Source organism: Paraburkholderia sp. ZP32-5 (assembly GCF_021390495.1).
GTDB lineage: Bacteria > Pseudomonadota > Gammaproteobacteria > Burkholderiales > Burkholderiaceae > Paraburkholderia.
In genome coordinates, this window is record NZ_JAJEJP010000001.1 from 3,663,403 (window position 1) to 3,685,855 (window position 22,453).

The following is a 22,453-nucleotide window of genomic DNA, read 5'->3' on the forward strand; positions in this document are numbered from 1 at the left end:
ATCCATTCCAACTCCATGCAAGCTCCTGTCCAGCTCGTGCAAGAAACTTCCTCCAGCCTGCTCGCGGGCTTTCTGCCGGACCACTTCGCAAGCGGCCTCGGCCTCGCATTCGCCGCCCTGCCGACCGGTGTGCAGGTCGGCTTCGCGGTCGTATTCGGTCTCGTGATCGGCAGCTTCCTGAACGTCGTCGTGCATCGGTTGCCGATCATGCTGGAGCGCGCATGGCAAGCGGAAATCAGCGAATCTACCGACGCACCGCTGCCGGAAGACGGACTGCCGGCGCGCTACAACCTGTGCGTGCCGCGCAGCGCGTGCCCGCGTTGCGGCCACGTCCTGAGCGCCTGGGAAAACCTGCCGGTGCTGAGCTACGTTCTGCTGCGCGGACGTTGCTCCGCCTGCGGCACGCATGTGAGCCTGCGCTATCCGCTGCTCGAAATTGCGAGCACCGCCTTCGCGGTAGGCGCGCTCGTCGCGTTCGGCCCGACGCTGATGGCACTCGCCGCATTCGGCCTGTGCGCGACGCTGCTCGCGATGAGCGCGATCGACATCGACACTCACCTGCTGCCCGATTCGATGACGCTGCCACTGCTGTGGGCTGGGCTCATCGTCAACTTCAACGGCCTGTTCACGAACCTGCACGACGCGGTGCTCGGTGCGATCTTTGGTTATCTGGCGCTGTGGGCCGTGCATTGGGTGTTTCGTCTCGTGCGTGGCATCGAAGGGATGGGGTACGGCGATTTCAAGCTGCTCGCGGCGCTCGGCGCGTGGCTCGGCTGGGCCGCGCTGCCACAGATCGTGCTGATCGCGGCAGTCGCCGGCGCGGTGATCGGCCTCGCGGCCACATGGCGCGGCCGCATGCGCTTCGAGGAGCCGCTGCCGTTCGGGCCGTTTCTCGCCGCGGGCGGTGCGCTCACGCTGTTTGCCGGCACACCGCTCTACCTGGCGCTGGGAGGCTGAAGCATGTTCGTCGTGGGACTGACTGGTGGCATCGGCAGTGGCAAATCGACGGTGGCCAATCTGTTCGCCGCGCGCGGCGTACCGCTCGTCGACACCGACGTCATCGCGCATCGCATCACTGCGCCGCACGGCATCGCGATGCCGCAAATCGCCGCTGAGTTCGGCAGCGAGTTCGTCGCCGCCGACGGCTCGCTCGATCGTGCACGCATGCGCACGCTCGTATTCGGCGACGAGGGTGCGCGTAAGCGTCTCGAAGGCATTACGCATCCTTTGATTCGCACGGAAACCGAGCGCGAACAGCGCGAAGCGCACGGGCCTTACGTGATCGTCGTCGTGCCGTTGCTGGTCGAGTCCGGCAGTTGGAAGAACCGCGTGAATCGCGTGCTCACGGTCGATTGCAGCGTCGACACGCAGATCGCGCGCGTGATGACCCGCAACGGCTTCAGCCGCGAGCAAGTGCTTGCAATCATCGCGCGCCAGGCGACGCGCGAAGCACGCCTCGCGGCAGCCGACGACGTGATCGACAACGACAATGCGCCGCTCGAAGCACTCGAAGCGCAAGTGGACGCACAGCATCGCGCCTATCTGTCGCTTGCGACGGGGTAAAGCACAATGTCGCGCGTGGAACGAGCATGCTCTTATATAGATAATCAGCAGCCGGCATGAAGCGAAGCGCGCAACAGTCAGACATGTCGACACATGTCGACACATATCGACACATGTCGGTCACACGCGTGAATCGTATGTTCGATACCGTCTGATGCTTGGATCAGGCTAGAGCGAGGGCCGTCCCAGTAGCCATCACGCGACGTATGAACGGCTCGTGAACACCGCTTCGCGCGCCCCTTCGCCGGCAGATTGAACTTTGCGGGCACGCGGAAGCCGAACCGCTCTGAACACCGTGAACTGACGAAAAAAGTTGCGAAAGCGTGCCCAAAAAGTGCGTGATTGCTTGGGTAGTCCCACGGCATTAGAATGTTTTGCATTCCTGTCACCGACCACGCCCGAGGCGAGCCCGCTTGATCCTTTACGAGTACCCCTTCAATGAGCGAATCCGGACGCTGCTGCGCCTCGAAGACCTGTTCGAGCGCTTCACGTTCTTTCTGACTCAGGAAGACGCCAGGGAACATCACGTCGCACTGACAACGTTGTTCGAGATTTCCGAAGTCGCGGGCCGCGCGGATCTGAAGTCGGATCTGATGAAGGAACTCGAGCGGCAACGGCAAACGCTGGCGCCGTTTCGCGGCAATCCCGGTATCGAGCAGAACGCTCTGGAAGCCGTGCTCGGCGAAATCGAACAAACGCTCGCGGGGCTTGCGCAGATGCAAGGCAAAACCGGCCAGCATCTTGCAGACAACGAATGGCTCGCGAGCATTCGCAGCCGCGCGATCATCCCCGGCGGCACCTGCAAATTCGATCTGCCGTCGTACTACGCGTGGCAACAGCTTCATCCCGATCAGCGTCGTCAGGACATCGCCAAATGGGTGACGCCGCTGCTGCCATTGCGCGACGCGGCCACGATCGTTCTGCGGCTCGCGCGCGAATCCGGGCAGGCATCGAAGGTCATGGCAATGCAAGGCAGCTATCAGCAGATGCTGTCCGGCCGCTCATATCAATTGATGCAGGTTCGTGTGGCACCGGAATTGCGGGTGATTCCCGAAGCGAGCGCCAATAAATACATGCTGTGGGTGCGCTTCACGGTACAGGACGGCGATCTGCGGCCGCGCGCGGTCGATGTCGATGTGCCGTTCCAGCTCACGCTTTGCAGCCTGTAGCCAACCTGCAGACCATCGCCGCATTTCGCAATGCAACCGGATGTCGGGAACGGCGCCTTTGAAGCGGCGCGAAATAGCCCTATATTCGTTACTTGTTCCGTTTGCGATTGACCGCCCGACCGTATGCCTACCGTCGTCAAATGCCCTACCTGCGGCAAAGATGTCCGCTGGACCTCCGAGAGCCGCTTCCGTCCTTTCTGCTCCGAACGCTGCAAGCAAATCGATCTTGGCGCATGGGCCGCCGAGAAATACCGGATTGGCGGCAATGAGCAGGAAGGCGCGTCATCGGATGAACAAGAAACGCCGCGCAGCGACTACAACCCGCATTGAGCGGAGCGCGTTGTGCGGAGGGCCGCCATGGGCGGCCGAAATGAAAAGGGCCTCCGAGTAGAGGCCCTTGGCCACGAGGCCAGTCAATCGAGGCTCGCCGGTCAACGAACGCTGCTAACGCAACGCCTGCTACCGCATAACCTCTGCTAACACGTCCGGATCACTTCTTCTCAGCCGCCAGCCATTCCAGCACTGGAATCGTTGCCGGTAGCAACGGCGATACATCGGCCGGCAAGCTCTGCCACACGAAAGCCTGACCCTCGCGCCCGTGCGGCTCGCCTGTCCACTGCGTCACCTTGCAGAAGTACAGCCGCACATACGCATGCGGGTAATCGTGTTCGAGCGTGTGCCAACGATGGCTCGCCTCGACCTCGATGCCCAGTTCCTCGTGCAGTTCGCGCGCAAGCGCGGCCTCGACCGACTCGCCCGGCTCCAGCTTGCCGCCCGGAAACTCCCAATAGCCCTCATAGGGCTTGCCCGTCGGACGCTGGGCCAGCAGATAACGCCCGTCCGGCTGCACCAGCACGCCAACCGCGACCTCGGTGACCGGACGGCCCGCGCCGTTTTTGCTCGCGTCGCTCATGCGGAAGTCTTGCGGCCGGACCAGTCGCGCGCGAATTGCCACGCGACCCGCCCCGAGCGCGATCCGCGTTCGAGTGCCCACACGAGCGCATCGCCGCGCGCCGCCTCGACTTCGGCATCGTTGCAGCCGAAGTGATGCAGCCAGTGGGCGATGATCGTCAAATAATCATCCTGTTTGAACGGATAGAAGCTGACCCACAGCCCGAAACGCTCGGACAGCGAGATCTTTTCCTCGACCAGTTCGCCCGGATGAATCTCACCGTCGGACGTGTGCTTGTACGTCTCGTTGTCGCTCATGTACTCGGGCAGCAGATGGCGGCGGTTCGACGTTGCGTAGATCAGCACGTTGTCCGACTGCGCGGCGATCGAGCCGTCGAGCGCGACCTTCAGCGCCTTGTAGCCCGACTCGCCGTCTTCGAACGACAGATCGTCGCAGAACACGACAAAGCGCTCCGGGCGCTTCGCAATCAGATCGACGATGTCGCCGAGATCGTGCAGATCGTCCTTGTCCACCTCGATCAGGCGCAGGCCGTCTTGCGCGTACGCATTCAGGCAGGCCTTGATCAGCGACGATTTGCCGGTGCCGCGCGCGCCGGTCAGCAGCACGTTATTGGCCGGCTGCTTGCGCACGAACTGGCGCGTGTTCTGTTCGATCAGCCCTTTCTGGCGAGCGATGTTCTGCAGGTCGTCGAGCGTAATCGACGAAATCGCGGGGACCGGCTGCAGATAGCCGCGCCCCTGGCGCTTGCGCCAGCGAAAGGCGACCGCGGCCGACCAGTCGATGTCCGGCGCGGCGGGCGGAAGCATGGCTTCCAGGCGGCCGAGCACGGCTTCGGCCCGGGTCAAAAACTGTTCGAGTTTGTCCATGGCGGTGAAATGGGTGGCCGGAGGCCACCGGATGCTTGCAATAGCCCGGTCCGCGAATCCGGTCGCGCCACAAACGCAGCGCGGCCGGGTTCACGAAACGGATTTACGACCGATAATCGGCGTTGATGCTCACGTAGTCGTGCGACAGGTCACAGGTCCAGATCGTGGCCTGTGCGTTGCCGCGGCCGAGCACGACACGAATGCCGATCTCGCTCTTTTTCATTACGCGCTGACCGTCTTCTTCGCGGTAGGCCGGATTGCGGCCGCCAGCCGTCGCGACCAGCACGTCGTCCAGGTACAGATCGATCTTGCCGACGTCGAGATCGTCGATGCCGGCATAGCCGATGGCCGCCAGAATGCGGCCGAGATTCGGATCCGATGCATAGAAGGCCGTCTTCACGAGCGGCGAGTGGCCGATCGCATACGCGATCTGGCGACATTCGCCCACGCTCGAACCGCCTTCAACTTGCACGGTCATGAATTTGGTCGCGCCTTCACCGTCGCGCACGATCAGTTGCGCGAGCGTCTGTGCGACTTCGGTCACCGCGTCGCGCAGCGCTGCATAAGCGGGCGAATCGGTGGACGTGATCGCCGGCAGGCTCGATTTGCCCGACGCGATCAGGATGAACGAATCGTTGGTCGACGTATCGCCATCGATCGTGATGCAGTTGAACGAGCGATCCGCGACGTGCTTGACCAGCTCGTCGAGCACCGGTTGCGCGACGCTCGCATCGAACGCGAGAAAGCCGAGCATCGTCGCCATGTTCGGCTTGATCATGCCGGCACCCTTGCTGATGCCGGTCAGCGTGACCGTGTGGCCGTCGATCGTGACCTGGCGCGAGGTGGCTTTCGGCAGCGTGTCGGTGGTCATGATCGCGTGCGCGGCGTCGTACCAGTTCGCTTCCTTGCGGTTCGCCAGTGCCGCGGGCAAACCGGCCTTCAGACGATCGACCGGCAGCGGCTCGAGAATCACGCCCGTCGAGAACGGCAGCACCTGCTCAGGCGCGATGTCGACCAGACGCGCGAGTTCGACACAGGTTTCGCGGGTGGCCGCGAGGCCCGGCTCGCCGGTGCCCGCGTTCGCGTTGCCGGTGTTGATTACCAGCGCGCGAATCGGCTTGCCGCCCGCGCGCACCTGCTGCAGGTTCTCGCGGCAGACCGTCACGGGCGCCGCGCAAAAACGGTTCTGCGTGAACACGCCGCCTACCGTCGCGCCTTCGTCGACGGAAATGACGAGCACGTCCTTGCGGTTCGGCTTGCGGATATTCGCCTCCGCCCAGCCGAGCTTGACGCCAGCGATGGGATGGAGTTGAGCGGGATCGATCGAGGGAAAGTTGACAGCCATGGTCGCGACCTGTCGAAGAAAATGCCGGCGGACGCCGGCATCGGGGAAACGGAACTGATGATCCGGGCGTGCTGCCGGGTCACCCGCGAATTCAACGGCCAAGCGGCGCGCAAAACAACACGGCGCGCCCAGGAGCGCGCCGCATCGGCATTACGCGATCTTGCCGTGGCACTGCTTGTACTTCTTGCCGCTACCGCACGGGCACGGGTCGTTACGGCCGACCTTCGGCACGTTGTCGGTATTCACGTGCACGGCTTGCGGCACCGCGCTGTGGCCGTGACTCATCGCGTCGCCGATCATCGCGGCGGCGGCCGTTTCGGCTGCAACCGGCGCGGCAGCGCCGGCTTCCGCGAACTCGGCATGGCGAAACTCGACGTTTTCGAGATGCCCCCCCTGCTCTTCCATCTGCTCGGCGGCCGCCTCGAGTTGCTCCGGCGACTGGATCTGCACGTTCATCACGATACGCGTGACTTCAAGCTTCACCGCATCGAGCATCGCGGCGAACAGTTCGAACGCTTCGCGCTTGTACTCCTGCTTCGGGTTCTTCTGCGCATAGCCGCGCAGATGGATGCCCTGACGCAGGTGGTCGAGCGCCGCCAGGTGTTCGCGCCACGCGCGGTCGAGCGTCTGCAGCATGATCGAGCGCTCGAACGCGCTGAACGATTCGCGGCCAACCAGTTCGACCTTCGCGTCGTAGGCTTCGTCCGCGGCGGCCTCGACCGCTTCGAGAATCTCTTCCGGCGTGATCGAGTTCGACTCGTTGATCATTTCCTGAATCGCGAGATCGAGCTGCCATTCGTTGCGCAGCACTTCCTCGAGCTCGGGCACATCCCACTGCTCTTCGATGCTGCCAGCCGGCACGAACTGATGCACGATGTCGGCGATCACGCCATGACGCATCGCGGTGATGGTCTCGGTGATGTCGTTCGCTTCGAGCAATTCGTTGCGCTGCTGGTAGATCACCTTGCGCTGATCGTTCGACACATCGTCGTATTCGAGCAATTGCTTACGAATATCGAAGTTGCGCGCCTCAACCTTGCGCTGCGCCGATTCGATCGAGCGCGACACGATGCCGGCTTCGATCGCCTCGCCTTCCGGCATCTTCAGGCGATCCATGATCGCGCGCACGCGGTCGCCGGCGAAAATGCGCAGCAGCGGATCTTCCAGCGACAGATAGAAGCGCGACGAACCCGGGTCGCCCTGACGGCCGGCACGGCCGCGCAGCTGATTGTCGATCCGGCGCGACTCGTGGCGCTCGGTACCGATGATGTGCAGACCGCCGGCGGCCTTCACCTGATCGTGCAGCGCCTGCCATTCGTCGTGCAGCTTCTGGATACGGCGCTGTTTTTCGTCGTCGGCCAGCGTTTCGTCCTGTTCGATGAACGACGCCTGCTTTTCCGCATTGCCGCCGAGCACGATGTCGGTACCGCGGCCGGCCATGTTGGTGGCGATCGTGACGCGCTGCGGACGGCCTGCTTCGGCGACGATCTCCGCTTCGCGCGCGTGCTGCTTCGCGTTCAGCACCTCGTGCGGCAGCCCGGCCTGCTTCAGCAGATGCGACAGCAGTTCCGAGTTCTCGATCGACGTGGTGCCGACCAGCACCGGCTGACCGCGCTCATGACACTCGCGGATATCGCGGATCACCGCGTCGTAGCGTTCCTTCGCGGTCTTGTAGATCTGATCCTGCTTGTCGATGCGCTTCGGCGGCCGGTTGGTCGGGATCACGACCGTTTCCAGACCGTAGATCTCGTTGAATTCGAAAGCTTCGGTGTCGGCCGTACCGGTCATGCCGGCCAGCTTCGCGTACATGCGGAAGTAGTTCTGGAACGTGATCGAAGCGAGCGTCTGGTTCTCGCTCTGGATCTTCTGGTGTTCCTTCGCTTCGACAGCCTGGTGCAGACCGTCCGACCAGCGGCGGCCGGCCATCAGACGACCGGTGAATTCGTCGACGATGATCACTTCGCCGTTCTGCACGACGTAGTGCTGATCCTTGAAGAACAGCGTGTGCGCGCGCAGTGCCGCGTACACGTGGTGCATCAGCGTGATGTTTTGCGGCGCGTAGAGGCTTTCGCCCTCGCCGATCAGGCCCCACTCGGCGAGCAGACGCTCGGCCTTTTCGTGGCCCGATTCGGTCAGGAACACCTGACGGCCTTTTTCATCCAGCGTGTAATCGCCCGGCTTTTCGACGCCGGTGCCGTCCGCTTTCTCTTCGCCGATCTGGCGTTCGAGCAGCGGCGGCAGCGCATTCATGCGCACGTAGAGTTCGGTGTGATCTTCGGCCTGGCCGGAGATGATCAGCGGCGTACGCGCTTCGTCGATCAGGATCGAGTCGACCTCGTCGACCACCGCGAAATTGAGCCCACGCTGCACCCGCGCGTCGGTCTCGTAGACCATGTTGTCACGCAGATAGTCGAAGCCGAATTCGTTGTTGGTGCCATACGTGATGTCCGAAGCGTAGGCCTGCTGCTTCGACTCGTGATCCATCTGCGACAGGTTGATACCGACCGACAGACCGAGGAAGTTATAGAGGCGCGCCATCCATTCGGCGTCGCGCTGCGCGAGGTAATCGTTGACCGTGACCACGTGGACGCCGCGGCCCGACAGCGCATTCAGGTACACCGGCAGCGTCGCGACCAGCGTCTTGCCCTCGCCGGTGCGCATTTCGCCGATCTTGCCGTAGTGCAGCGCCATGCCGCCGATCAGCTGCACGTCGAAGTGGCGCATCTTCAGCACCCGCTTGCTAGCCTCGCGGCACACTGCAAACGCTTCCGGCAGGATCTTGTCGAGCGACTCGCCGCTCGCGACGCGCTGGCGGAATTCACCCGTTTTGGCGCGCAGTTGCTCATCCGTCAATTGCTCGATCTGCGGTTCGAGCGCATTGATCGCCGCGACGGTCTTTTGATATTGCTTGACTAGCCGCTGATTACGGCTGCCAAAAATCTTCTGTAGAAAACCGGTGGTCATCGGATCGGTGTCTGCGTTGCGGCTTCGGCTGGCTCGCGGCGTGCGCTTCGTGCACACCCGTGCCTGGGTTGGAAAGTCCTCGGCCGCTTAGTCCAAGAGTGAATTCGAATCGGGCATTTTAGCACGCACCTCCGGCAGCGCTTATGTCGGCGGCGTGACGCCGGCGGCCCTTGCAGACCCATCCACACGGGCTCTGGCGTTCCCCGGCGAGTCGCATGGGGCCGGCTTCGCGGCTTGCCCGCGCGGTACAATCGACGCGTCGGCGCGCATCGGGCGCGCTCACGTCGTCATTGTCAAACATGAGCCGTTTTCCATCCTTTTCAAGGCCGCCGAAGCAGTTCGATCTGCGCCGGCCGCAACCCGTCGCCGAGGTGCTCGGCCGCACGGATGCGTTCGCGGCGCTGCGCGCGGGCGTCGAGCAGATTGCCGCGCTCGAAAAGGATCTGCGCGATCTGCTGCCCGATTATCTGGCGACGAGCGTCGAACCCGGCTTCATCAAGGAAGGCACGCTGGCGCTCTTCGCGGCGCACAACGCGCTTGCGGCGCGGCTGCGGCATCTCGAGCCGCGGCTGCTAGCGGATCTGCAACAGCGCGGCTGGCCGGTGCATGCGTTGAGAATTCGCGTACGGCCGCAGCCGGTCAAGGAGCCGCCCCCCGTCAAGCAGGCGCGCATGACGCCGGTGGGCGCCGCCGCGCTGCAGGCGTTGAGCGAATCGCTTGCGCCTTCGCCATTGCAGGAAGCGCTCGCGCGCATGGCAGCCCGGCATCGGCGTAATCGCTGAGCGCTAACGAAAAAAAACGGCCCAGTGGGCCGTTTTTCATATTCATGCCGCCTGCGAGACCAGCGTCACGCGAACGCCGTCTGCGTTTCGTAAGCAAAGCCGCGCGGCGCCTTCTGCGTATCGTCGAACGTGACGATTTCGTACGCGTCTTCGTGCTTCAGCAATTCACGCAGCAGCGCGTTGTTCAGGCCGTGACCCGACTTGTACGCGGTGTACGACGCCAGCAACGGATGGCCGACCACGTACAGGTCGCCGATCGCGTCGAGCATCTTGTGCTTGACGAACTCGTCGTCGTAACGCAGGCCGTCGTTGTTCAGGATGCGGTACTCGTCGAGCACGATCGCGTTGTCCATGCTGCCGCCGCGAGCGAGACCTAGCTCACGCATCATTTCCACTTCATGCGCGAAGCCGAACGTGCGGGCACGCGCGATTTCGCGCACATACGACGTGTTGGCGAAATCCACTTCGAGCGCCTGACCGGTTTTGTCCACGGCCGGGTGACGGAAGTCGATCGTGAACTTCAGCTTGAAGCCGAAGTACGGATCGAGACGCGCGAACTTGTCGCCCTCGCGGATTTCGACCGGCTTCGTGACCTTGATGAACTTCTTGGCCGCGTTCTGTTCCTCGATGCCCGCCGACTGGATCAGAAACACGAAGGAACCCGCGCTGCCGTCCATGATCGGGATTTCTTCGGCGGTGACGTCGACGTAGAGGTTGTCGATGCCGAGACCCGCGCAGGCGGACATCAGATGCTCGACTGTCGACACGCGCGCGCCGTCTTTCTGCAACACGGAAGCCAGACGCGTATCGCCAATCGCCATCGCCGACGCAGGGATGTCCACCGGCGTGGCCAAGTCCACGCGCGAAAACACGATGCCAGTATCCGGCGCCGCCGGACGGAGCGTCAGGTCGACTTTGCGGCCCGAGTGCAGGCCGATGCCGACGGTCTTGACGATTGATTTGATTGTGCGCTGCTTCAACATGGTGGTCTTCTGTTCGATTGAAAATCCCAATCGGGAGTTTTTATTTCATAGCGCGAAGTATACTCCAATCCCCTGACAAGCGTCTTTTCAGGGAACGTATCAATCTGTTTCGCAGCGTTACCCTCATGCACCGCAATGGAAAGCGTGACGGGCCGATGCCCCGGAACGGAGGCGTTTCCGGTCATCGGCCCGCGTAACGGCCTGTCACAAAAGCGTCTTACTGCCGTTGCCGAAGCGCCACGCGGCATAAGCACGCGGGCTTGCGGCGAAGACAAGACGCCAGCAACTAGCTCAACGTCGCGAGAATACTCGCCGCATCGCTGACTTCGAATTTGCCGGCAGCCTCGACGTTCAGCGTCTTGACCACGCCGTCGTCGATCACCATCGCGTAGCGCTGGGAACGGATTCCCATGCCGCGCGCCGACAGATCCTGCTCCAGACCGAGCGCCCGTGTGAAAGCCGCACTACCGTCCGCCATCATGCGCACCTTGCCCGAGGCATGCAGATCGCGTCCCCACGCGCCCATCACGAACGCGTCGTTGACGGACACGCACCAGATCTCGTCGATACCCGCAGCGCGCAACTGCTCGGCATGCTCGACATAACCCGGTACATGTTTGGCCGAACAGGTCGGCGTGAACGCGCCGGGCAATCCGAAGATCACCACGCGCTTACCCGCCGTCTGCTCGCGCACGTCGAAACTGTTCGGTCCGATCGTGCAGCCCGCCCGCTCGTCTTCGACATATTCGAAGAGCGTTGCGTCGGGCAGCTTTTCACCTACTTTAATCATGCTCAGTCCTTTGCATCGATACGAAGCACGCTCGCACGTCTTCGTGTCGCAGTGAATTCCGGCTGGGCCATCGTTGGCCTTGCCGTCCGGCGGCAGTCGCCCTGTCTGCTTCGCGAATCAGCAGAGGGCAGTTGCCCCTGCCGCGAATCAGACGATACGCGACTTCTGCGCCGTTCACACGCCACGCTCGTGCATTCGTCCGCCAGCGCCGCTGCTCAACCGCAGCGCGGCAACGAAAGCCCGCTCCGCGCCGCTCAGTCCGCCTGCTTGCGCAGGAACGCCGGAATGTCGTACGTGTCGACGCCCTTTTCCTGCAGCGCCTGCACGTGCGATGCCGCCGTATCGCGCGACGTGCGCCACACTGCCGGCGTGTCCAGCGCGCCGTAATCGGCCGTGCTGGCGTGCCCCGCCGCCGGTGCGTACGCAGCGTGCTGCATCGCGCCGACCGGCTGGTTGTCGGTGCCGGTGCGCAGCAGCGTCATCGGTGCCGATTGCTGCTTCTTCGCCGCGCGGCCCAGACCCGTTGCCACCACCGTCACGCGCAGCGCGTCGCCCATCGCATCGTCGTACACCGCGCCGAAGATCACCGTGGCATCTTCCGCCGCGTAGCTCTTGATCGTGTTCATCACTTCGCGCGTTTCCGACAGACGCAGCGAACGGCTCGACGTGATGTTGACCAGCACGCCGCGCGCGCCCGACAGATCGACGCCTTCGAGCAGCGGGCTCGCCACCGCCTGTTCGGCCGCGAGACGCGCGCGATCGACACCGGCCACCGTCGCCGTGCCCATCATCGCCTTGCCCTGCTCGCCCATCACGGTCTTCACGTCTTCGAAGTCGACGTTCACCAGACCGTCGACGTTGATGATTTCCGCAATACCCGCGACCGCGTTGTTCAGAACGTCGTCAGCGCACTGGAAGCACTTGTCCATCTCGGCATCATCGCCCATCACCTCGAACAGCTTGTCGTTCAGAACGACGATCAGCGAGTCGACGTGATCCTCCAGTTGTTGCGAACCGGCTTCAGCGACGCGCATGCGCTTGCCGCCTTCGAACTCGAACGGCTTGCTGACCACACCGACGGTCAGAATGCCCATTTCCTTGGCGATCTGCGCGACCACCGGTGCGGCGCCCGTACCCGTGCCGCCACCCATACCCGCGGTGATGAACACCATGTGCGCGCCACGCAGTGCATCGGCGATACGCTCGCGTGCTTCTTCAGCGGCGGCGCGGCCCATTTCCGGCTTGGCACCCGCGCCCAGACCCGTGTTGCCGAGCTGGATCACCGCGGTTGCGCGCGAACGCGACAGTGCCTGCGCGTCCGTGTTCATCACGATGAAGTCGACGCCTTGCACGCCTTTGTTGATCATGTGCTGAACGGCATTGCCGCCAGCGCCACCGACACCGACGACCTTGATGATGGTGCCGTTCGTTTCGGTTTCCAGCATCTGGAATTCCATGTTGCCTCCGTCAAGATAAAAAAGTTACCGCCACTCGGCGTTATCCGGCAGGAGATCGGGCAACCTCCTGTCGCGCACCGGCCGCCGGCACCAGCGCGAATTACTCGAAACCTGTTGTCAGAAGTTGCCGAGGAACCAGTCCTTCATCCGCGAGAACACCTGTCCCATCGACCCCGACTGCACCGCAACCTTGCGCCCGCGCATGCGCTGCGAGCGGCCTTCGACGAGCAGGCCCATCGCCGTCGAATAGCGCGGATTGCGCACGACGTCGGCGAGACCGCCCGCGTACTCCGGCACGCCGATGCGCACCGGCTTCAGGAAAATGTCTTCGCCCAACTCGACCATGCCGATCATCATCGACGCGCCGCCGGTCAGCACGACGCCCGAGCTCAGCAGCTCTTCGTAGCCCGACTCGCGCACCACCTGCTGCACGAGCGAAAAGAGTTCTTCGACGCGCGGCTCGATCACCGCGGCCAGCGCCTGGCGCGACAGCGTGCGCGGTCCGCGCTCGCCGAGGCCCGGCACTTCAATCATTTCGTCCGGATCGGCGAGCGCCTGCTTGGCGATGCCGTAATCGACCTTGATGTCCTCGGCGTCCGGCGTCGGCGTGCGCAGCGCCATTGCGATGTCGCTGGTGATCTGGTCGCCGGCGATCGGAATCACCGCCGTGTGGCGAATCGCGCCTTCGCTGAAGATCGCGATATCGGTCGTGCCGCCGCCGATATCGACCAGCACCACGCCCAGTTCCTTCTCGTCTTCCGTCAGCACCGCCAGCGACGACGCGAGCGGCTGCAGAATCAGATCGTTCACTTCGAGGCCGCAGCGGCGCACGCACTTGACGATGTTCTGCGCCGCGCTCACGGCACCGGTGACGATATGCACCTTCACTTCGAGGCGGATGCCGCTCATGCCGATCGGCTCGCGCACGTCTTCCTGGCCGTCGATGATGAATTCCTGCGTCAGGATATGCAGCACCTGCTGATCGGTCGGGATGTTGATCGCCTTGGCCGTTTCGATCACGCGCGCGACGTCCGCCTGCGTGACTTCCTTCTCCTTGATCGCGACCATGCCGCTCGAATTGAAGCTGCGGATATGGCTGCCGGCGATCCCGGTGAACACGTTCGTGATCTTGCAGTCGGCCATCAGCTCGGCTTCCTCGAGCGCGCGCTGAATCGACTGCACGGTGGCTTCGATGTTCACCACCACGCCTTTCTTGAGCCCCTTCGACTCGCTCTGGCCGAGACCGATCACCTCGTAGTGGCCCTCGCCTTTCAACTCGGCGACGATGGCCACCACCTTCGACGTCCCGATGTCGAGGGCGACCAGCAGATCTTTATAGTCTTTACTCATAGCGTGCTCAGTGCGTGTGATGTCCGTTTACTTCTTGCCCTTGTCGGGTTCGCTGATGAAGCGCATGCCAGCGGCACGAATCGCGAAACCGTTCGGATAGCGCAAGTCCGCATACTCGATATCCTTCCCCCAACGTTGCGTCACCGCGCCCCATGCCGCGGCGAGGCGCCTGCTGCGATCGCCCAACGTGTCCTGATTGCGCTCACGTCCCAGCTCCACCTGCGTGCCGTTCGACAGCTTGACCGTCCATGCATAACGCGGCGACAGCGTCACTTCCTCGGGTGTCGCGCCCAGCGGCGCGAACCACTTCTGGAAATCGTGATAACGCGCGACCACTTCCTTCGCGGTGCCGTCCGGGCCGTCGAACGCGGGCAGGTCTTCGTCGAGCTCGCCCTGGTTCGCGGTGAACAGATCACCGTCGACGCTCACCAGCTGATCGCTGCCCCACGTTCCCAGCGGTTTGTACTCCTCCAGCGTGACAGCCAGCGCGTTCGGCCAGACCCGCCGCACGCTCGCGTGACGCACCCACGGCATCTGCTCGAACGCCTGCCGCGCGACGTCGAGATCGACCGTGAAGAAGTTGCCCTTCAACTTGCCGACGACGCCCGCGCGCACCGTCGGCGAATTGATGTGCTCGGTATCGCCGTCGATCTGGATTTCGCGCAGCGCGAAATTCGGGCGCTGGATCAGCCAGTAACCGCCCGCCGCCAGCAGCACGAGCACCAGCAACGCGTGCAGCGCGTTGGTGGCGAGGTTGAGCTGGCGAACGTTGTTCCACATGGTGTTGCTTTCGGGTGATCCCGGTTAGTCCTGCAGCGTCAGCGCCAACACGCCGACCACGAGTTCCTGATAGCTGATGCCGACCGCGCGCGCCGCTTTCGGCGGCAGCGAGTGATCGGTCATACCAGGCGCGGTGTTCACTTCCAGAAAATACGGATTGCCGGCGGCGTCGAGCATGAAGTCCGCGCGGCCCCAGTCGGTGCAGCCGAGCACGTCGAACGCGCGGCGCGCGAGCTGCTTCAGGCGCGTTTCTTCCGCTTCGCCGAGACCGCACGGAATCAGATACTGCGTGTCGTTCGCGATGTACTTCGCGTGATAGTCGTAGAACTCGCCGGCCGGCACGATGCGGATCACCGGCAGATCCAGATTGCCGGCGATGCACGCGGTGTACTCGCCGCCGCCCTCGATGCTCTTTTCGACCACGACGATGCGGTCGTGTTTCACGGCTTCGATCAGCGCGGCCGGCAGCGCATCCGCGCTCTTCACCTTGATCACGGCGACGCTCGAACCTTCGCTCGCCGGCTTCACGAACAGCGGCAAGCCGAGCTTCGCGACGATCTCTTTCGCGCGCGCTTCGTAGTCGTCGCCGCGCAGCACCGCTTCGAATGCCGGCGTCGGAATGCCGAGCTGCTGCCACACCAGCTTGGTGCGGAACTTGTCGAGGCCGAGCGCCGAGCCGAGCACGCCGCTGCCGGTGTACTTGATGCCGTAGAAATCGAGCGCGCCCTGAATCTGGCCGTTTTCGCCATAGCCACCGTGCAGCGCATTGAACGCGCGCACGAAACCTTCGTCCTTCAGCGCCGACAGCGGACGCTCGGCCGGATCGAACGGATGCGCGTCGACACCGGCGTCGCGCAGACCTTGCAGCACCAGCCGCCCGGAATTGAGCGATACCTCACGCTCGGCGGAGTTTCCGCCGAGCAGCACCGCTACCTTGCCGAATTGTTTCGGATCGATACTGCTCATGTCACACCTTCATTTCCTGAGCGAGGCGACCCGGCACACCGCCGATCGAACCCGCGCCCATCGTAATCACCACATCGCCGTCGCGCACCACCGTAGAGAGCGCGTCCGGCACTTCATCCACCGTATCGACGAAGACCGGCTCGACCTTGCCGGCCACGCGCAGCGCGCGCGCCAACGCGCGGCCGTCCGCCGCGACGATCGGCGCTTCGCCGGCCGAATAGACTTCGGTCAGCACGAGCGCGTCGACGGTCGACAGCACTTTGACGAAATCCTCGAAGCAATCGCGGGTGCGCGTGAAGCGGTGCGGCTGGAACGCCAGCACCAGACGCCGGCCCGGAAACGCACCGCGCGCCGCCGCCACCGTGGCGGCCATTTCGACCGGGTGGTGACCGTAGTCGTCCACCAGCGTGTAGGCGCCCGCGGCCTGGCCGTCGGCGATGACCGGCACTTCACCATAGCGTTGGAAACGGCGTCCGACGCCGTTGAAATCCGCGAGCGCTCGCTGGATATCGGCATCTTTCACTTCAAGTTCAGTCGCAATCGCAATCGCCGCGAGCGCGTTCTGCACGTTGTGCTCGCCCGGCAGATTCAACATGATGTCGAGCGGCGCCGCGTCTTCGCGCAGCGCGGTGAAATGCATACGGCCTTCGCGCGCTTCGACGTTGACCGCGCGCACCTGCGCATCCGCTGCAAGGCCGTAACGGATGATCGGCTTCGACACGAACGGCAGGATCTCCTTCACGTTCGGATCGTCGACGCACAGCACCGCTATCCCATAGAACGGCAGACGGTGCGTGAATTCAATGAACGCCTGCTTCAGACGCGCGAAGTCGTGGCCGTAGGTGTCCATGTGATCGGCGTCGATGTTCGTGATGACTTCGATCACCGGGAACAGGTTCAGGAACGACGCATCCGATTCGTCCGCCTCGGCGACGATGAAGTCGCCGGTGCCGAGCCGCGCATTCGCGCCCGCGCTGATCAACCGGCCGCCGATCACGAAGGTCGGATCGAGCCCGCCCGCAGCGAGCACGCTCGCGACCAGCGATGTGGTCGTGGTCTTGCCGTGCGTGCCGGCAATCGCGATGCCCTGCTTCAGACGCATCAGTTCCGCGAGCATCACCGCGCGCGGCACGATCGGAATGCGCCGATGACGCGCGGCCAGCACTTCCGGGTTGTCGCTGCGCACCGCGGTCGACACGACCACTGCATTCGCACCGTCGATGTTCTCAGCCGCATGCCCGATCGAAATGCGCGCGCCGAGCGCAGCGAGACGTTCGGTCACCGCGTTGCCCGACAGGTCCGAGCCGCTTACCTGATAGCCGAGGTTGACCAGCACCTCGGCGATACCGCTCATGCCGACACCGCCGATGCCGACAAAATGAATATGTTTGACGATGTGTTTCATTGCTTTCCTTCTGGGCTCGCACCCGCCGTCATCGAACCTTCACCTGCCACGGTCGCGCAAATGCGCGCGACCTGTTCCGTGGCATCCGGTTTCGCGAGCGAGCGCGAACGCTCCGCCATTTCCGCGAGACTTTCGCGCGTCTGGCTGCGCAACCAGTCGGCGAGTTTTTCCGCCGACAGATCGCGTTGTTGCACGACCAGCGCCGCGCCGTTGCCGGCGAGAAACGCTGCATTGGTGGTCTGGTGATCGTCGACCGCGTACGGGAACGGCACGAACAGCGCGGCGACGCCGACCGCCGAAATCTCCGACACCGTCATCGCGCCCGAGCGGCAGATCACCAGATCGGCGGCTTCGTACGCGCTCGTCATATCGTCGATGAACGGCACCAGCGAGACCTCGGGATGCTCGCCGTTATCGGCTTGCAGGCCCGCGGCCGCGTAGTTCTCGCGCAGCGCGTCGATATGCTTCGCGCCCGCCTGATGCACGATGCGCGGACGCTCGCCTGGTGCGAGCAGCGCAATCGCGCGCGGCACCACTTCGTTCAACGCCGCGGCGCCGAGACTGCCACCTACTACCAGTACGTTCAGCGGACCGCTGCGTTGCGCGTAGCGTGCTTTGGGTGCGTTCGCGCGCGCAAGTTCCTCACGAATCGGATTGCCGGTCCACTCGCCGTGCGGCAGCGCATTCGGGAACGCGACGAGCACGCGCTTCGCGAGTTTCGCGAGCACCTTGTTCGCGAGTCCCGCAATCGAATTCTGTTCATGCAGCACCAGCGGGCGGCCGCTCAGCGCGGTCATCACGCCAGCCGGGAATGTGATGTAGCCGCCCATGCCGAGTACGACATCAGGCTTCACGCGACGCAGCACGCTCAAGCTTTGCGTACACGCGCGCAGCAGATTCACCGGCAGCATCAGCTTGGTTTTCAGGCCCTTGCCGCGAACACCGCCAAAGCGCACGTATTCCATCGGAATGCCATGCTTCGGCACCAGCGTCGCTTCCATTCCCGCGGGATTGCCGAGCCACACGACTTTCCATCCCCACGCCTGCATCAGGTGCGCGACCGCGAGCCCCGGGAACACGTGTCCCCCGGTGCCGCCGGCCATCACCATCAGCGTGCGTTGCTGCGTGAGGGTCATACTTTCCCTCCGCGCATCAACACCCGATTCTCGTAATCGACCCGCATCAACACAGCGATCGCCACGCAATTCAGCAAAATCCCCGAGCCGCCATAGCTGACGAGCGGCAACGTCAGACCCTTCGTCGGCAGCAGGCCGAGATTCACGCCCATATTGATGAACGTCTGCGCGCCGAACCAGATGCCGACGCCCTTCGCGACGAGACCAGCGAACGTGCGATCGAGCGCGAGCGCCTGACGGCCGATTTCGAACGAGCGGCGCACGATCCAGTAGAACATCAGGATCACGACCAGCACGCCGACGAAGCCGAGTTCCTCGCCGATCACCGCGAGAATGAAGTCGGTATGCGCTTCTGGCAGATAGTTGAGCTTTTCGACGCTGCCGCCGAGCCCGACGCCGAACCACTCGCCGCGCCCGAACGCGATCAGCGAGTGCGTCAACTGATACGCCTTGCCCTGCGCGTAGCGGTCGTCCCACGGATCGAGGTACGCGAAGATCCGCTCGCGACGCCACGGCGACGCCCATACCAGCAACGTGAACGTGCCGACCGCGGTGGCCACCAGCCCGCCGAACAGCTTGCCGTTCACGCCGCCAAGGAACAGCACGCCCATCGCGATCGCCGCGATCACCATGAACGCGCCCATGTCCGGTTCGAGCAGCAGCAGCATGCCGACGAGGCCGACCGCGACCGCCATCGGCAGGAAGCCCTTCGCGAAGCTGTGCATGTATTCCTGCTTGCGCACCGTGTAGTTCGCCGCGTAAATCGTCACCGCGAGCTTCATGATTTCCGACGGCTGCATGTTCGTGATGCCGAGCGGAATCCAGCGGCGCGCGCCGTTCACGCCCTTGCCGATGTGCGGAATCAGCACGATCACCAGCGTGGCGAGCGTGATCAGGAACAGCTTCGGCGCGTATTTGTCCCACGTCGAAATCGGAATGCGGAACGTGACGACGCCGATCGCGCTGCCCATCAGGACGAAGATGATCTGGCGCACGAGGAACGCCCAATCGCGATACGACGCGTACTTCGGCGAATCGGGCATCGCGATCGACGCCGAATACACCATCACGATGCCGAGACCGAGCAGCGCGACGACGACCCACAGCAGCGAGTGGTCGTAGTCGAGCATGCGCGAGCGTAGCGGCCGCACGCCGTTGACCGCGCTCGCGAGACCGCTGCCGCCCGTGCGGGTGGACGCGCGGGAAGACGTGCCCGCGGCACCGCCGCTGCCGGCTGCTTCGCGCACGCCGAAACGTTCCGACCAGCTCATATCATCGTCCCCCGTTCGGCCGCGATGTCTTCCACCGTGCCGCGAAATACCGCCGCACGATGTGCGTAACCCTTGAACATGTCGAAGCTCGCGCACGCCGGCGACAGCAGTACCGCGTCGCCAGGCTGCGCAAGCGCGGTGGCTGCATGCGTCGCTTCTTCGAGCGTCGCGTGATCGGTCATCGCGACGCCGCTATGTTCGAGCGCCGCGCGAATCTGCGGCGCGTCGCGACCGATCAGCATCACCGCGCGGCACCAGCGCATCACCGGCGCGGCCAGCGGCTCGAAGTCCTGGCCCTTGCCGTCGCCACCGGCGATCAGCACGACGCGCTGCGCGAGGCCGTCGAGCGCGGCAACCGTCGCGCCGACGTTGGTGCCCTTGCTGTCGTCGACGTAATCGATGCCGTCGATCGACGCGATCAGTTCCACCCGATGCGGCTCACCGCGATATTCGCGCAGCCCATGCAGCAACGGCGCGCCGGGCAGGCCGATCGCGCGCGCGAGCGCATACGCGGCGAGCGCGTTGGCGGCGTTGTGCAAACCACGGATCCGCAATGCGTCGGCGGGCATCAGGCGCTTGAACGCGATGTCCGGCGTCGCGGCTTCTTCGTTCTTGCGACGGCGCTTCGTCACCGGCTCATCGGCGGCGTCGCGATCGTGCGCTTCGACGAGCCACACCATGCCGTTGTCGCGCAGCAAACCGAAGTCGCCGTCGTTCTTCGGCTCGTTCACGCCGAACGTGACGACCCCGGCGTCACCACTGGTTGGTGCCAGCGCCATCACGCGCGCATCGTCGCGATTCAGCACGCGCACGGTCTGTGTACCGAAGATGCGGCCCTTCGCCGCCGCGTACGCATCGAGCCCGCCGTGCCAGTCGAGGTGATCCTGCGTGATGTTCAGCACCGCCGCCGCATCCGGAGCAAACGTGTGCGACGTTTCCAGCTGAAAGCTCGACAGTTCGAGCACCCATACGTCGGGCAGCGCGGTGTTGTCGATCGCTTCCATCAGTTTGTCGAGCAGCGACGGGCTGATATTGCCCGCCACCGCGACCTTCCTGCCCGCGCGTTCGCACAGCAGACCGGCCAGACTCGTCGTCGTGGTCTTGCCGTTGGTGCCGGTAATCGCGACCACCTTCGGCGCGTAACCGGATTCACCGAGCGTGCGCAACGCCTGCGAGAACAGTTCGAGTTCGCCCCACACCGGAATGCCCTGCTCGCGCGCGGCGGAGATCAGCGGCAGCAGCTCGGCGGCAAACGGCGACAGCCCCGGGCTGATCGCGACCAGTTCGACACCGTCGAGCAGCACCGGCGCAAACGCGCCGCCGACGAAATCGGCGTCGACGCGATGCGCTTCGAGCGCGGACAGGTTCGGCGGCACCTCGCGCGTATCGGCCACGCGCAGCCGACAGCCGTGCCTGGCGCACCAGCGCGCCATCGCGAGACCGGATTCCCCCAGTCCCAGCACGAGCACCATCGGCTTTTGCCGATCCCGAAACTTCTCGCCGAACATCGCCTGCTTCCTTTAATACCTGCTGCTTAACGCAATTTGAGCGTGGACAAACCGAACAGACACAACATCAACGTGATGATCCAGAAACGCACGACCACCTGCGTTTCCTTCCAGCCTGACAATTCGAAATGGTGATGCAGCGGCGCCATCTTGAAGAAGCGCCGCCCTTCGCCGTAACGGCGCTTCGTGTATTTGAACCACGTGACCTGCAGCATCACCGACAACGTTTCCGCGACGAAAATGCCGCCCATGATGAACAGCACGATTTCCTGACGCACGATCACCGCGACCGTGCCGAGCGCGCCGCCGAGCGCGAGCGCGCCGACGTCGCCCATGAACATCTGCGCCGGATGGGTGTTGAACCATAGGAACGCGAGGCCCGCGCCGCCCATCGCCGAACAGAAGATCAGCAGTTCGCCCGCGCCCGGAATGTGCGGAAACAGCAGGTATTTCGAATAGACCGAGCTGCCCATCACATACGCGAACACGCCGAGCGACGCGCCGACCAGCACGACCGGCATGATCACGAGGCCGTCGAGGCCGTCGGTCAGGTTCACCGCATTGCTCGCGCCGACGATCACCAGATAGGTGAGCACGATGAAGCCCCACACGCCGAGCGGATAGGTGATCGACTTGAAGAACGGCAGCAACAGGTCCGCGCGCGCCGGCAAGCCCATCGACAAACCACTGCGCACCCACGCCATGAACAGGTCGAGCACGCGCACGTTGTTCGCCTCGGACACGCTGAACGCAAGATAAACCGCCGCGAACAGGCCGATCAGCGACTGCCAGAAATACTTCTCGCGCGACGACATGCCGCGCGGATCCTTGTAGACCACCTTGCGGTAATCGTCGACCCAGCCGATCACGCCGAAACCGAACGTGACCAGCATCACGATCCAGATGAAGCGATTGGTCAGATCGGCCCACAGCAGCGTGGCGACCGCGATACCGAGCAGAATCAGCACGCCGCCCATCGTCGGCGTGCCGGATTTGACAAGATGAGTTTGCGGACCGTCGGTGCGAACAGCCTGGCCGACCTTCATCGCGGTCAGCTTGCGAATCACAGCCGGGCCGCAGACGAGCCCGATCAACAGCGCGGTGATGGTGGCCATCACCGCGCGAAACGTCAGATAACTGAACACGCGCAGGAAGGTTGCGTCATTCTGCAGCCATTGCGCCAGCGCCAGTAGCATGCTTGGTCC

At 63.8% G+C, this 22,453-nt stretch carries 20 protein-coding genes; 5 read left to right on the forward strand and 15 right to left on the reverse strand.

Going from position 1 to position 22,453, the window contains the following annotated elements; all coding sequences use genetic code 11:
* The first annotated feature begins 15 nt into the window (after positions 1-15).
* The 4 genes from L0U82_RS15890 to yacG all read left to right on the forward strand — a co-directional run bounded on the left by L0U82_RS15890 (position 16) and on the right by yacG (position 3,062).
* Positions 16-957, forward strand: coding sequence for a prepilin peptidase (locus L0U82_RS15890; protein ID WP_233832188.1), 942 nt, complete (start codon positions 16-18; stop codon positions 955-957).
* Positions 958-960: 3 nt separating this feature from the next.
* Positions 961-1,563, forward strand: a complete 603-nt coding sequence (coaE, locus tag L0U82_RS15895; protein WP_233832189.1) for a dephospho-CoA kinase — start codon at positions 961-963, stop codon at positions 1,561-1,563.
* A 413-nt stretch (positions 1,564-1,976) separates the two neighbouring features.
* A complete protein-coding gene (zapD, locus tag L0U82_RS15900) occupies positions 1,977-2,732 on the forward strand; it encodes a cell division protein ZapD (protein WP_167048715.1) in 756 nt (251 codons plus the stop codon).
* 123 nt (positions 2,733-2,855) lie between these two features.
* On the forward strand, positions 2,856-3,062 hold the full coding sequence (gene yacG / locus L0U82_RS15905) for a DNA gyrase inhibitor YacG (RefSeq protein ID WP_233832191.1): 207 nt from the start codon (positions 2,856-2,858) through the stop codon (positions 3,060-3,062).
* Positions 3,063-3,222: 160 nt separating this feature from the next.
* On the opposite strand, the gene L0U82_RS15910 is transcribed toward yacG, so the two are convergent.
* The 4 genes from L0U82_RS15910 to secA all read right to left on the reverse strand — a co-directional run bounded on the left by L0U82_RS15910 (position 3,223) and on the right by secA (position 8,820).
* Complete coding sequence (locus L0U82_RS15910; RefSeq protein WP_233832192.1) at positions 3,223-3,645, reverse strand: NUDIX domain-containing protein; 423 nt, start codon at positions 3,643-3,645, stop codon at positions 3,223-3,225.
* Complete coding sequence (locus L0U82_RS15915) at positions 3,642-4,511, reverse strand: ATP-binding protein (RefSeq protein ID WP_233832194.1); 870 nt, start codon at positions 4,509-4,511, stop codon at positions 3,642-3,644. The genes L0U82_RS15910 and L0U82_RS15915 overlap by 4 nt, the downstream gene beginning before the upstream one ends.
* Before the next feature lie 103 nt (positions 4,512-4,614).
* On the reverse strand, positions 4,615-5,856 hold the full coding sequence (argJ, locus tag L0U82_RS15920; RefSeq protein WP_233832195.1) for a bifunctional glutamate N-acetyltransferase/amino-acid acetyltransferase ArgJ: 1,242 nt from the start codon (positions 5,854-5,856) through the stop codon (positions 4,615-4,617).
* A gap of 150 nt (positions 5,857-6,006) precedes the next feature.
* On the reverse strand, positions 6,007-8,820 hold the full coding sequence (gene secA, locus L0U82_RS15925) for a preprotein translocase subunit SecA (RefSeq protein ID WP_233832197.1): 2,814 nt from the start codon (positions 8,818-8,820) through the stop codon (positions 6,007-6,009).
* 299 nt (positions 8,821-9,119) lie between these two features.
* Here secA and L0U82_RS15930 point away from each other — a divergent pair, with 299 nt between their 5' ends.
* A complete protein-coding gene (locus L0U82_RS15930) occupies positions 9,120-9,602 on the forward strand; it encodes a DciA family protein (protein ID WP_233832198.1) in 483 nt (160 codons plus the stop codon).
* Between the two features lie 65 nt (positions 9,603-9,667).
* Here the strand turns inward: L0U82_RS15930 and lpxC are convergent, their stop codons facing one another.
* The 11 genes from lpxC to mraY all read right to left on the reverse strand — a co-directional run bounded on the left by lpxC (position 9,668) and on the right by mraY (position 22,444).
* The gene (gene lpxC, locus L0U82_RS15935; protein ID WP_233832200.1) at positions 9,668-10,585 is read right to left on the reverse strand and encodes a UDP-3-O-acyl-N-acetylglucosamine deacetylase; all 918 of its coding nucleotides are present in this window, start codon (positions 10,583-10,585) and stop codon (positions 9,668-9,670) included.
* Positions 10,586-10,871: 286 nt separating this feature from the next.
* The gene (locus tag L0U82_RS15940) at positions 10,872-11,375 is read right to left on the reverse strand and encodes a peroxiredoxin (RefSeq protein ID WP_233832201.1); all 504 of its coding nucleotides are present in this window, start codon (positions 11,373-11,375) and stop codon (positions 10,872-10,874) included.
* 254 nt (positions 11,376-11,629) lie between these two features.
* Positions 11,630-12,832 (reverse strand): cell division protein FtsZ, encoded by a 1,203-nt coding sequence (ftsZ, locus tag L0U82_RS15945; RefSeq protein WP_167048697.1) that lies wholly within the window; start codon positions 12,830-12,832, stop codon positions 11,630-11,632.
* A 117-nt stretch (positions 12,833-12,949) separates the two neighbouring features.
* Positions 12,950-14,182 (reverse strand): cell division protein FtsA, encoded by a 1,233-nt coding sequence (ftsA, locus tag L0U82_RS15950; RefSeq protein WP_008921172.1) that lies wholly within the window; start codon positions 14,180-14,182, stop codon positions 12,950-12,952.
* Between the two features lie 27 nt (positions 14,183-14,209).
* Positions 14,210-14,962 (reverse strand): cell division protein FtsQ/DivIB, encoded by a 753-nt coding sequence (locus L0U82_RS15955; protein WP_233832203.1) that lies wholly within the window; start codon positions 14,960-14,962, stop codon positions 14,210-14,212.
* A 24-nt stretch (positions 14,963-14,986) separates the two neighbouring features.
* Entirely contained in the window at positions 14,987-15,928 is a 942-nt protein-coding gene (locus L0U82_RS15960; RefSeq protein ID WP_233832205.1) for a D-alanine--D-alanine ligase, read from the reverse strand.
* Between the two features lies 1 nt (position 15,929).
* A complete protein-coding gene (gene murC, locus L0U82_RS15965) occupies positions 15,930-17,333 on the reverse strand; it encodes a UDP-N-acetylmuramate--L-alanine ligase (RefSeq protein ID WP_233832207.1) in 1,404 nt (467 codons plus the stop codon).
* The gene (gene murG, locus L0U82_RS15970) at positions 17,330-18,469 is read right to left on the reverse strand and encodes an undecaprenyldiphospho-muramoylpentapeptide beta-N-acetylglucosaminyltransferase (RefSeq protein WP_233832208.1); all 1,140 of its coding nucleotides are present in this window, start codon (positions 18,467-18,469) and stop codon (positions 17,330-17,332) included. The genes murC and murG overlap by 4 nt, the downstream gene beginning before the upstream one ends.
* Positions 18,466-19,740 carry a putative lipid II flippase FtsW gene (gene ftsW, locus L0U82_RS15975; protein WP_233832209.1) on the reverse strand — a complete coding sequence of 425 codons (1,275 nt, stop codon included), beginning with the start codon at positions 19,738-19,740 and terminating at the stop codon, positions 18,466-18,468. The genes murG and ftsW overlap by 4 nt, the downstream gene beginning before the upstream one ends.
* Positions 19,737-21,248 carry a UDP-N-acetylmuramoyl-L-alanine--D-glutamate ligase gene (gene murD, locus L0U82_RS15980; protein ID WP_233832211.1) on the reverse strand — a complete coding sequence of 504 codons (1,512 nt, stop codon included), beginning with the start codon at positions 21,246-21,248 and terminating at the stop codon, positions 19,737-19,739. The genes ftsW and murD overlap by 4 nt, the downstream gene beginning before the upstream one ends.
* Positions 21,249-21,274: 26 nt before the next feature.
* Positions 21,275-22,444, reverse strand: coding sequence for a phospho-N-acetylmuramoyl-pentapeptide-transferase (gene mraY, locus L0U82_RS15985; RefSeq protein WP_233832212.1), 1,170 nt, complete (start codon positions 22,442-22,444; stop codon positions 21,275-21,277).
* Positions 22,445-22,453 lie beyond the last annotated feature (9 nt).